Source organism: Paraburkholderia hiiakae, assembly GCF_904848665.1.
In the GTDB taxonomy this organism is placed as follows: Bacteria; Pseudomonadota; Gammaproteobacteria; order Burkholderiales; family Burkholderiaceae; genus Paraburkholderia; species Paraburkholderia hiiakae.
In genome coordinates, this window is sequence record NZ_CAJHCQ010000028.1 from 23,117 (window position 1) to 35,055 (window position 11,939).

Sequence of the window (11,939 nt, forward strand, 5' to 3'; positions counted from 1 at the left end):
AAGAAAGCGTGATTGTCCGGGTGGCCGAAGCCGCTTTATCAAGTGGACAGGCGCCCGCCGGAAGCGTTCGCGACACTGTCCTGATATTCGCGCGGCGTGCATCCCAGCTCACGGCGGAATACGGCATACATGTACTGCAGCGACGTGAATCCGCAGCGGATTGCCACCTCCGCGCTCGAAGCGTCGCGGCTCGCGAGCATCGCCTTCGCGGCGTCCAGCTTGTGGCGCAAGATTTCCTGGTGGACCGTGCACTGGAGTTCACGCCGGAAATATTCTTCCAGCGACGAGCGCGACACGCCCACGTAGTCGGCCACCTGCTCGGTCTTGATGCCCTGGCATGCGTACTGGCGGATGAAGTGACGTGCGCGCATGACATGCGGGCTCGACAACGGTTCATGCCGGGTCGATTCGAGCACATTGATGCCGACGGGCGGAACCAGAATGCGTTGTCCCGGAAAACGTGCGCCGCGAAGCATCTGGTGCAGCAAGTGGGCGGCCGTCTTGCCCATTTCCTCAGTGCCCTGAATGACCGACGAGAGCGGAATACGCGTGAGCGTGCGAGTGAGCGGATCGTTGTCGATGCCGATAATCGCCACCTGCTCGGGCACAGCAATGCCGTGAATCAGGCATGCCTGGAGCAAATGCCTTGCCCGGGCATCGGTCACGGCGATCACCCCCACGGGCTTGGGCAGGCTGTGCAGCCACGCGCTCAACTGTTCGATGTGCTGGTTCCAGGCACTGGCGCTGGTCGCTTGGCCCCGGTAGATCGGCGCCTGCAAGCCTTCTTCCCGGGCGATCGCCTGGAACGCGAGTTCGCGCTCCTGCGCCCAGCGGTTTTCCTGCGCGACGGGCAGGCTGTACATCGCGAGATTCGGCAGGCCTGCACCGATCAGATGCGTCCACGCGAGCGAGACCAGTTTGCGGTTGTCGGTCGCGATATAGGGCACGTCGGCAGGGTATTGGCCGGCATCTTCGAACGACGAGCCCACGGCGACCACCGGCAGCGGGCAGCCACGCAGGGCGTCGGCCACGGCGGGGTCGTCGAAGTCGGCGATGATGCCGTCCCCGTCGAAGCGCTCGATGCCCGCGAGTCGGCAGCGGAAGTCTTCTTCGAGAAAGAGGTCCCAGGCTACACGTGTGGAGCGCAGATAGTGGCCAATCCCCGCAATGATCTCGCGGTCGTACACCTTATTCGCGTTGAAGAGCAGTGCGATGCGGTGGGGCGTCTGGGAAACGGGGGCACGGGTCATGTCGTTATCAGCGGCTGTTCGCCCGGCGCGCATCGCCTGCGGAAAACCGCCATGTCTCCAGTTCGGGCGCGGTGCGCGCAAATGAGCGCCGCGCTACGATGTCTTTCGCGCCGGCGGCGCGTCGTTTTAAGCGCCCGGCTATTTTAGGCCCACATTCGGGTTCGCGGGCGCACCGGCCGCGCCAGTCGGCAGGAAACATTAGGGGTCTCACGCAATTTCGCAATTGCCGCGCTTTGCGCGTCACGGGCAGTATGGCGTCACACAGAGTGATGCACGCTGCGCCGCTGCGCTGCAACAACATTGGAGACATCATGTCGTACTTCGAACATATCCCAGCGATTCGATACGAAGGACCGCAGTCGGACAACCCGCTTGCGTACCATCACTACGACCGTACCAAAAAGGTGCTCGGCAAGACGCTCGAAGAGCATCTGCGCATTGCGGTGTGCTATTGGCACTCGTTCGTCTGGCCCGGCAACGATATTTTCGGGCAGGGAGCGTTTCACCGGCCGTGGCAGCAGCCCGGCGACGCCATGGAGCGCGCGCGCCAGAAGGCCGATGCAGCGTTCGAATTTTTCTCGAAGCTCGGCACACCTTATTACACGTTCCACGACACCGATGTGGCTCCGGAAGGCAAGGATCTGAAGGACTACACGGAAAACTTCAAGCGCATGGTCGACTACCTCGGCGAGCGCCAGCAGGCGAGCGGCGTGAAGCTGCTGTGGGGCACCGCGAACCTGTTTTCGAATCCGCGCTACGCGGGCGGCGCCGCGACGAACCCCAACCCCGAAGTCTTTGCGTATGCGGCCACTCAGGTTTGTCATGCGCTCGACGCAACGCGCAAGCTGGGCGGCGAGAACTATGTGCTGTGGGGCGGCCGCGAAGGCTACGATACGCTGCTCAATACCGACCTCAAGCGTGAGCGCGAACAGTTCGCGCGTTTCCTTTCGATGGTGGTCGAGCACAAGCATCGCACCGGCTTCACCGGCACGCTGCTGATCGAGCCGAAGCCACAGGAGCCGACCAAGCATCAGTACGACTACGATGTCGCCACGGTGCACGGCTTTCTCACGCAATACGGTTTGCAGAACGAAATCCGCGTGAATATCGAGGCAAATCACGCGACGCTCGCGGGCCATTCATTCCAGCACGAAATTGCGTCGGCGTTCGCGCTGGGCGTGTTCGGCAGCGTCGACGCGAATCGCGGCGATCCGCAAAACGGCTGGGACACCGACCAGTTCCCGAACAGCGTCGAAGAACTCACGCTCGCGTTCTACGAGATCCTGCGCCACGGCGGCTTTACGACGGGCGGCATGAACTTCGATGCGAAGGTGCGCCGCGCAAGCGTCGATCCGGAAGACATGTTCTACGGCCACGTGGGCGCGATCGACGTGCTCGCGCTTGCGCTTGAGCGCGGTGCGGCGCTCGTGGAAAACGACCGGCTCGAGCAGTTCCGCAGCCAGCGCTACGCAGGCTGGGACAGCGAGTTCGGCCGCAAGATTCTCGCGGGCGGCTATTCGCTTTCGTCGCTCGCCACCGACGCACTCGCGCACGACATGAATCCGCAGCACGCGAGCGGCCAGCAGGAGCGCCTCGAGAATGTCGTGAACCAGGCGATCTACGGCCAGCGCTAGCCGTGCCACGGCGCGCGAAAAAACATTAGCGCGCGCCGTCAAATTCGCAATTGCGCCGTCTGCCACAGAAGGCAAACTGGCGCAAAAAGAAGGACGGAGACATGTTCATCGGTATCGACCTCGGCACGTCGGGCGTGAAGGCTGTGCTGCTCGATCGCGCGGGCGATGTGCTCGGCAGCGCGAGCGCGCCGCTCGCCGTGAGCCGGCCGCAGCCACGCTGGTCCGAGCAGGCGCCGCAAGACTGGTGGCTCGCCACGCAGGGCGCATTGCGCGCGCTCATCGACGAAGCGCGTGGGCGCGGCATCGACCCGGCGCGTATTGAAGCGCTCGGCCTGACCGGCCAGATGCACGGCGCGACGCTGCTCGACGCGCAGGGCGAGGTGCTGCGTCCCGCGATTTTGTGGAACGATGGTCGTTCGGATACCGAATGTATCGAGCTTACGCGCGACGTACCGCAGTTGCATGCCATTGCTGGCAATCTCGCGATGCCGGGCTTCACGGCGCCGAAGCTGTTGTGGGTGCGCAAGCACGAGCCGGAGCTCTTCGCGCGCATCGCGCATGTACTGTTGCCGAAGGACTATTTGCGCTGGCTGCTCACGGGCGTATTCGCGACCGATCCGTCCGACGCCGCTGGCACGCTGTGGCTCGACATTGCGAAGCGCGACTATAGCGAGACCTTGCTTGCGGCGTGCGGCCTCACGCGTGCACAAATGCCGGACGTATTCGAAGGCAACCAGGTAACGGGCATGCTGCGGCCCGAACTCGCGCGGCAATTCGGCCTGCGCGAAATTCCGGTCGTGGCGGGCGGTGGCGACAACGCGGCGGGCGCGGTGGGCGTGGGCATCGTGCGACCCGGCGACGCGATGCTTTCGCTCGGCACCTCGGGCGTCTATTTCGCGGTCTCGGACGGTTTTCTCGCCAATCCGGATTCCGCCGTGCACAGTTTCTGCCATGCGTTGCCGCACACGTGGCATCTGATGTCGGTGATGCTGAACGCGGCCAGTTGCCTCGACTTCACCGCGCAGCTTACGGGTTACGAAAGCGTTGCCGCGTTGCTCGCCGACGCCGAAGCGAACTCGAGCGCCGAGCGCGACGCGCGCCGGCCATGGTTCTTGCCGTACCTCAGCGGCGAGCGCACGCCGCACAACAACGTCAACGCGAAGGGCGTGTTCTACGGCATGACTCCGCAGACCGCGCGCGCCGATCTGGCCAACGCGACACTGGAAGGCGTAGGCTTCGCACTGCTTGACGGTATGGACGCACTGCACGCGGCGGGGCTTGTCCCGGAGACGATAACGGTCATTGGCGGCGGCTCGCGCAGCGCCTGGTGGACGCAAATGCTCGCCGATATCAGCGGCCGCGCGCTTACGCTGCGCGCCGGCGGCGAGGTCGGTCCAGCGCTGGGCGCCGCGCGCCTCGCGCATCTCGCGCTCGAACCGGGCGCGCCGCTCGACGAAGTGTGCCCGCAGCCACCCGTGCTCGCGATGCGCGAGCCTGACGCCGCGCGCCACGCCTGGTATCGCGAGGCACGCCGTCCAACCTTTAGTGCGCTGTATCGTGCGCTCGAACCGGTTTTCGCAACCGGCGCCTGACTAGAGGCGCTGGGGAAGAAAAAACTGCGCGGCCAGTGTAGTCGTGCAGTCGATTGGTAGTCCTACGGTTATACCGCACGCCGTGCCGTTTCGCGTGTGTTCCGCAATTACATCGGCAACAGCCTGAAAACCATCGCCGCGGTGGCGACGCGTACGCGCGTGCCCAAGCATCGGCATCAAGAGGAGTATGGAGACATGAATTTCGCCAAACGTCGGTCGGTTCTGAGTTCGCTCGTATGCGGGGCCGTGCTCGCGAGCCTGTCGCTAGCCGCACCGCTCGCACACGCGAGCAAGGATCATCCCGAGATCGGCTTCTGTATCGATGACCTGCGTGTCGAGCGCTGGTCTCGCGACCGTGACTATTTCGTCGCCGCAGCGGAAAAGATGGGCGCGAAAGTGTCGGTGCAATCGGCTGACGCTAGCGAGGAACGCCAGATCTCGCAGATCGAAAACCTCATCTCGCGTGGCGTCGACGTCATCGTGATCGTGCCGTTCAACTCGAAGACGCTCGGCAACGTCGTCGCCGAAGCGAAGAAGGCGGGCATCAAGGTTGTTTCGTACGACCGTCTGATTCTCGATGCCGATATCGACGCCTACATCTCCTTCGACAACGAGAAGGTGGGCGAGCTTCAGGCCAAGGGTGTCTACGATGCGCAGCCCAAGGGCAATTACTTCCTGCTGGGCGGCGCGCCCACCGACAACAACGCGAAGATGCTGCGTGAAGGACAACTGAAGGTTCTCAAGCCCGCTATCGACCGTGGCGACATCAAGGTAGTCGGCCAGCAATGGGTGCCGGAGTGGAGCGCCTCGACGGCGCTGCGCATCATGGAAGACGCGCTTACCGCGAACAACAACAAGATCGACGCAGTCGTCGCCTCGAATGACGGCACGGCGGGCGGCGCGATCCAGGCGCTCGCCGCGCAGCATCTCGCGGGCAAGGTGCCGGTGTCGGGCCAGGACGCGGACCTCGCGGCAGTCAAGCGCGTGGTGGCGGGCACGCAGACCATGACGGTCTACAAGCCGCTCAAGCTCATCGCGGGCGAAGCCGCGAAGCTCGCTGTCGATCTCGCGAAGGGCGAAAAGCCCGCGTACAACGCGCAGTACGACAACGGCAAGAAGAAGGTCGAAACGGTGCTGCTGCAGCCTACGGTGCTCACGAAGAGCAACGTGGACGTCGTCGTGAAGGACGGCTTCTACACGCAGGCGCAACTGGCAAGCCAGTAACGTCTATGGCTTGACGGCCCGCGCGCGCCACGTGTGTGGCGATGGTGACGCGCGGGCCTTTGCAGCGAGTGACCAGCGTATGACCGAACCCTTGCTGACGATGCACGGCATCGTCAAGACCTTTGCGGGCGTGAAAGCGCTCGACGGCATCGACCTCACAGTACGGCCCGGCGAGTGCGTGGGTCTGTGCGGCGAGAACGGCGCCGGCAAATCCACGCTCATGAAAGTGCTTTCGGGCGTGTACCCGCACGGCACCTGGAGCGGCGAGATCCGTTGGGAGGGCGCGCCGCTCGAAGCGCAAAGCGTGCGCGACACCGAGCGTGCGGGCATCGTCATCATCCACCAGGAACTGATGCTCGTGCCCGAGCTGTCGGTGGCCGAAAACATCTTTCTCGGCAACGAAATCACGCTGCCGGGCGGCCGCATGAATTACGCGGCGATGTATCAGCGCGCCGACGAACTGCTGCGCGAGTTGAACATCGACGCCATCAACGTGGCGCAGCCAGTGATGAATTATGGCGGCGGCCATCAGCAACTCATCGAGATCGCGAAGGCGCTGAACAAGCGCGCGAAGCTGCTGATTCTCGACGAGCCGTCGTCTTCGCTCACCGCGGCGGAAACGAAGATCCTGCTCGACATCGTGCGCGATTTGAAGCGCCGCGGCGTGGCGTGCGTCTACATCTCGCACAAACTCGACGAGGTCGAGGCCGTGTGCGATACGGTGAGCGTGATCCGCGACGGGCGCCACGTGGCTACCGAGCCCATGGCGACGCTCACCACCGACCGCATCATCGCGATGATGGTAGGACGCGAGATCCGCAATCTCTTTCCGCGCGAGCCGCATGACATTGGCGAGGTCATGTTCGAGGCGCGCAACGTGACCTGCTACGACGTGACGAATCCGCGCCGCAAGCGTGTGGACGACGTGTCGTTCTCGGTGCGGCGCGGCGAGATCCTGGGCGTGGCCGGGCTGGTGGGCGCGGGCCGCACGGAGACCATGCAGGCGATCTTCGGCGCCTATGCGGGCGCATGCACGGCGACGGTCCTGCTCGAAGGCCGACCGCTGAAAATCCGCTCGCCGCTCGATGCGATCAATGCGGGCATCGCCATGGTGCCCGAGGACCGCAAGCGCCACGGCATCGTGCCGCAACTGGGCGTGGGCCACAACATCACGCTCTCGGTGCTGCAGCGTTTCTCGAAGCACGGACGCATCGACGCGGCCGCCGAACTCGACACGATCCGCACGGAGATGCAGCGTCTTTCGGTGCGCGCGGCGAACCCCATGCTGTCGATTGCGAGCCTTTCTGGCGGCAATCAGCAGAAGGCCGTGCTCACCAAGATGCTGCTCACCGACCCGAAGGTGCTGATCCTCGACGAGCCGACGCGCGGCGTGGACGTCGGCGCGAAGTACGAGATCTACAAGCTGATCTTCCAGCTCGCCAAACGCGGCGTGGCGATCGTGATGGTGTCGTCCGAGCTGCCGGAGGTGCTGGGCATCAGCGACCGCGTGCTCGTGATCGGCGAAGGCGAGTTGCGCGGCGACTTCGTCAATGAAAACCTCACGCAGGAAGACATTCTTGGCGCGGCGATCCAGACCGTGCGCGCCCAACCCGATACAGCGAGTGCAGTATGACCCCCGACGTCACGACCCAAAGCGCGCGCGAAGAATTACCGCACGGTGGTAATGGTTTCGCCATGCGCTTCCAGCAACTCTTCGCGCGCTACAAGATCCTCGCGCTGCTGCTCGCAGTGGCGGTGATCTGGCTGTTCTTTTCGCTGCTTACGCACGGCGCGTTCGTCACGCCGCGCAACGTGTCGAACCTGCTGCGGCAGATGTCGATCACCGGGATGCTCGCGTGCGGCATGGTGTTCGTCATCATCGCGGGCGAGATCGATCTCTCGGTGGGTTCGCTGCTGGGCCTGCTCGGCGGCGTGGCCGCCATTCTCGACGTGAACCGCGGCTGGCCCATCGGCGTGACCGTGCCCGTGGTGCTCGTGCTCGGCGTGCTGGTGGGACTTTTCAACGGCTGGTGGTCGACATACCGTCGCGTACCGTCGTTCATCGTGGGCTTGGGCGGCATGCTCGCGTTTCGCGGCGTGCTGCTCGGCATTACGGGCGGTTCGACCATCGCGCCGGTGTCCGATCACTTCGTGTTCCTCGGTCAGGGCTATTTGCCGCGCGTCGCGGGCGACGTGCTGGCGCTCGCGCTTTTCGTGCTGCTGGCCGTGCTCACGGTGCGTCAGCGTGGGAACCGCAGGCGCTATCAGTTGAGCGTCGTGCCGCTCTGGCAGGACGGCGTGAAGATCGTCGGCGCGGGCGCGATCCTGCTTGCGTTCGTGCTGATGCTCGACAGCTATGGCGGCATTCCGGTGCCCGTTCTGCTGCTGCTCGCGCTGCTCGGTATCTTCACATGGATCGCTACGCAAACGGTGTTCGGCCGCCGCATCTACGCGGTGGGCTCGAACCTCGAAGCCACGCGTCTTTCCGGCGTCAACACGAACCGCGTGAAGCTCGCGATCTTCGCGCTCATGGGTCTCATGTGCGCGTTCGCGGGCATCGTCAATACGGCGCGTCTCGCCGCCGGTTCGCCCTCGGCCGGCACGATGGGCGAACTCGACGCGATCGCGGCCTGCTTTATCGGCGGCACGTCGATGCGCGGCGGCTCCGGCACCGTGTATGGCGCGCTGATCGGCGCGCTCGTGATGGCGAGTCTCGATAACGGCATGTCGATGCTCGACGTGGACGCGTATTGGCAGATGATTGTGAAGGGCGGCATTCTTGTGCTCGCCGTGTGGATCGATGTCGTGTCGGGGTCGAACCGCCGCTGAGCGACCAATGTGAAGCACTTGGCAGATACGATTGCGAACGTGCCTGCGCAGTGAGATTGATGAAGGTGTTCTTGCACCTCGCGTGACGTCGCAACGCATTGATTGACCGTCACGCGTAGTTGCTCTCCTCACGCGCCCCGAGCGCGTTCTCAGGGCGGGACTCATGTCCCGCCCTTTTTCTTTCATGTGATCGATCATCGACCGCGCACTGAGCGGCGCATGTTCAAGGCGTTGGCAATCGTTTCCTGCCACAATCGATCGCACCCGTGTTGGGCGGGACACGCACGCGACGCGCGCGATTCATTCCGTCCGCAAGGTCATCATCAGCCACAGCACTGCGCTGCAATGGTGTTGCTGCGCGTGCTCGCCGATTTGTCGCTTTGCTGGTGCAACCGCGCTATGCGCTGTCGTGTTGCACCGAATCGTGCCGCGAGGTTGTGCCAGGGGTTTGCCAACGTCGGCGGCGCGATTCCGATCCTCCGGAGACAAGCCGACCATGCCCACTCTTTGCGAAATCTGTAATACCCGGCCCGCAGTCGCGCGCGTGACTGTCGTGCAAAACGGGCAGCGCAAGTCCATGTCGATCTGCGACTACGACTACCGCCAACTGATGCGTCACCAAAGCATGATCAACCCGTTCGACTCGCTGCTGGGCGGCAGCGGCCTGTCGCGCTTTTTCGGCGGACAAGGCGGCGAGGGCGAGGACGACGGCGGGCACGATCTCGCCGCCGAGGTGCCGCGCGAATCCGTGGACGCGACCGATGCGTTCAGCGAGCAGACGCTAGAAATCCTGCAGCGCGCCGCGGAAAAAGCCCACGAATTGCAGCGTAATGAACTCGACACGGAACATCTGCTGTACGTACTCGCCGACACCGATGTTTGCGCAGCACTCCTGAAGGAGTTGAAGCTTTCGCCGCAGGACATCAAAGGCTATATCGATCAGCATGCGCAAAAGGGCACGGCTTCGCCCGACGCGCCCATCGACAAGATGACGATTTCGCCGCGCCTGAAAAAAGCGTTTCAGTTCGCGTTTCAGGCTTCGCGCGATCTCGGCCACTCGTACGTCGGGCCGGAGCATCTGCTGATCGGTCTCGCTGCCGTACCCGACAGCATTGCGGGCACGCTGCTCAAGAAATACGGCGTCACACCCGAGGCGCTGCGCCAGAAGGTCGTGAAGGTGGTAGGCAAGGGCGCAGAGGATGGCCGCGTGGATGCGCCCACGGGCACCCCCACACTCGACAAGTTCGGCCGCGACCTCACGGCCATGGCGCGGCAGGGCAAGCTCGATCCGGTGCTGGGTCGAGCGCAGGAAATCGAGAACACGATCGAGGTGCTCGCGCGGCGCAAGAAGAACAACCCGGTGCTGATCGGCGAGCCGGGCGTCGGCAAGACCGCGATCGTTGAGGGGCTCGCGCAGCGCATCGTCAACGGCGACGTGCCCGAGGTGCTGCGCGGCAAGCGGCTCGTGGAAGTGAACATCAATTCGATGGTCGCGGGCGCGAAATACCGCGGCGAGTTCGAGGAACGCGCGAAGCAACTGATCGACGAAGTGACCGCAAAGCACGACGAGCTGATTCTCTTCATCGACGAATTGCACACGATCGTCGGCGCGGGGCAGGGTGGCGGCGAAGGCGGGCTCGACATTGCCAACGTGTTGAAGCCCGCGCTCGCGCGCGGCGAGTTGAGCCTGATCGGTGCTACGACGCTCAACGAGTATCAGAAGTACATCGAGAAAGACGCGGCGCTCGAACGGCGTTTTCAGCCCGTACTCGTGCCGGAGCCGACGGTCGAACAGACCATCGTGATCCTGCGCGGCCTGCGCGACAAACTCGAAGCACACCATCAGGTGACCTTCGCCGACGATGCCTTCGTGGCCGCCGCCGAGTTGTCGGATCGCTACATCACGTCGCGCTTTTTGCCGGACAAGGCGATCGATCTCATCGATCAGGCTGCGGCGCGCGTGCGCATCGGCTCGACCTCGCGTCCTGCCGATATGCAGGAGCTCGAAGCGGAGATCGCGCAGCTCAAGCGCGAGCAGGATTACGCGGCTTCGCGCAAGCGCTTCGACGAAGCGAAGGGGTTCGAGGAGCGCATCAACGAAAAGCAGGAAAAACTCGAAGAGCTGACCGAAGCGTGGCAGCGCAAGACGGGTTCGGAAACGCTCGAAGTCACGGTGGCGTCGATTGCCGAGGTCGTGTCGCGGCTCACCGGCATACCGGTGGCGGACCTGACTCAGGAAGAGCGCCAGAAGTTGCTCAAGATGGAAGAAACGCTGCGCGAGCGTGTGGTAGGCCAGGCAGACGCCGTGGTCGCGGTGAGCGACGCCGTGCGCCTTTCGCGCGCGGGTCTCGGTCAGTCGAACCGGCCGATCGCAACCTTCCTGTTCCTCGGGCCGACTGGCGTGGGCAAGACCGAGCTTGCGAAGGCGCTTGCGGAAACCGTGTTCGGCGACGAACAGGCGATCATTCGCATCGACATGAGCGAGTACATGGAGCGTCATGCGGTGGCGCGGCTCATCGGCGCGCCGCCGGGCTACGTGGGCTACGACGAGGGTGGCCAACTTACCGAGCGCGTGCGGCGGCGCCCGTACAGCGTGATTCTGCTCGACGAGATCGAAAAGGCACATGCCGACGTCTACAACGTGCTGCTGCAGGTGTTCGACGACGGGCGCTTGACGGATGGCAAAGGCCGCGTGGTCGACTTCAGCAACACGATTCTGATCGCCACGAGCAACCTCGGCGCGTCGATCATCATGGACAACCTCGAGCGCCCCGAGAAGTCACGCCTTGACGAGAAGACGATTCGCGTGGAACTGATGAAGGTGCTCAAGGGCCACTTCCGGCCGGAGTTCCTCAATCGCATCGACGAGATCATCGTGTTTCATGCGCTCTCGCGCGACAACATCCGCGCGATCGTGCAGATCCAGCTTGAACGCGTCACGCGGACGGCGGCCGCGCAGGGCATCACGCTGTTTATGGGGCAGACGCTCGTCGATCACCTCGTGGAGGCCGGCTATCAGCCGGAGTTCGGCGCGCGCGAACTCAAGCGGCAGATTCGCCAGGAAGTGGAAACGCGCCTGGCCAGAGAGATACTCGGCGACGCGCTGCAGTCGGGGGACACCGTCGAGATCGGCTACGACAAGACGAACGACGAAGTCACGATCAGCAAGATCGCCGTGCCGCCCGACGTGAAGGAGAACACGCCCGCGAAGAAGGCGAAGAAAGCGGCAACGCCGCCTGTCGATGAAGTCGCGAACGAAATTGCCGCGGACGATATGGAAGGCGATCCGCCACCGCCGCCGTCGAAGAAGAGCGGCAAAGGCGGGGGGAAGGCGAAGCCTGCATGATCGTGTGGAAAAACGGCTGGCGCACCGAAAGGTGCGCCAGCTTTTTTTATACGAGGACGATCAG

Annotated in this window: 7 protein-coding genes; 6 read left to right on the forward strand and 1 reads right to left on the reverse strand. The window is 63.8% G+C overall.

All coding sequences use genetic code 11. The features are described from left to right. Positions 1-38: 38 nt before the first annotated feature. Positions 39-1,250, reverse strand: a complete 1,212-nt coding sequence (locus JMY28_RS34665; RefSeq protein WP_201700397.1) for a XylR family transcriptional regulator — start codon at positions 1,248-1,250, stop codon at positions 39-41. Between the two features lie 311 nt (positions 1,251-1,561). Between JMY28_RS34665 and xylA the strand changes: the two genes are divergently transcribed. The 6 genes from xylA to JMY28_RS34695 all read left to right on the forward strand — a co-directional run bounded on the left by xylA (position 1,562) and on the right by JMY28_RS34695 (position 11,875). Further along, positions 1,562-2,884 carry a xylose isomerase gene (gene xylA, locus JMY28_RS34670; RefSeq protein ID WP_201700398.1) on the forward strand — a complete coding sequence of 441 codons (1,323 nt, stop codon included), beginning with the start codon at positions 1,562-1,564 and terminating at the stop codon, positions 2,882-2,884. Positions 2,885-2,985: 101 nt separating this feature from the next. Next, positions 2,986-4,476, forward strand: a complete 1,491-nt coding sequence (gene xylB, locus JMY28_RS34675) for a xylulokinase (RefSeq protein WP_201700399.1) — start codon at positions 2,986-2,988, stop codon at positions 4,474-4,476. A 195-nt stretch (positions 4,477-4,671) separates the two neighbouring features. Next, a complete protein-coding gene (xylF, locus tag JMY28_RS34680; RefSeq protein WP_201700400.1) occupies positions 4,672-5,700 on the forward strand; it encodes a D-xylose ABC transporter substrate-binding protein in 1,029 nt (342 codons plus the stop codon). A gap of 31 nt (positions 5,701-5,731) precedes the next feature. Further along, positions 5,732-7,333: a D-xylose ABC transporter ATP-binding protein gene (xylG, locus tag JMY28_RS34685; protein WP_407945572.1), complete on the forward strand. Its 1,602-nt coding sequence runs from the start codon at positions 5,732-5,734 to the stop codon at positions 7,331-7,333. After that, positions 7,330-8,529, forward strand: coding sequence for a sugar ABC transporter permease (locus tag JMY28_RS34690; RefSeq protein WP_201700402.1), 1,200 nt, complete (start codon positions 7,330-7,332; stop codon positions 8,527-8,529). Before xylG ends, JMY28_RS34690 begins: the two co-directional genes overlap by 4 nt. A 496-nt stretch (positions 8,530-9,025) precedes the next feature. Beyond that, positions 9,026-11,875, forward strand: coding sequence for an ATP-dependent Clp protease ATP-binding subunit (locus tag JMY28_RS34695; RefSeq protein ID WP_236597180.1), 2,850 nt, complete (start codon positions 9,026-9,028; stop codon positions 11,873-11,875). Positions 11,876-11,939 lie beyond the last annotated feature (64 nt).

Bases quoted from the DNA above. Each gene is read 5' to 3' on its own strand.
- JMY28_RS34665 (WP_201700397.1), bottom strand. From the start codon at position 1,250: ATGACCCGTGCCCCCGTTTCCCAGACGCCCCACCGCATCGCACTGCTC.
- xylA (WP_201700398.1), top strand. From the start codon at position 1,562: ATGTCGTACTTCGAACATATCCCAGCGATTCGATACGAAGGACCGCAG.
- xylB (WP_201700399.1), top strand. From the start codon at position 2,986: ATGTTCATCGGTATCGACCTCGGCACGTCGGGCGTGAAGGCTGTGCTG.
- xylF (WP_201700400.1), top strand. From the start codon at position 4,672: ATGAATTTCGCCAAACGTCGGTCGGTTCTGAGTTCGCTCGTATGCGGG.
- JMY28_RS34690 (WP_201700402.1), top strand. From the start codon at position 7,330: ATGACCCCCGACGTCACGACCCAAAGCGCGCGCGAAGAATTACCGCAC.
- JMY28_RS34695 (WP_236597180.1), top strand. From the start codon at position 9,026: ATGCCCACTCTTTGCGAAATCTGTAATACCCGGCCCGCAGTCGCGCGC.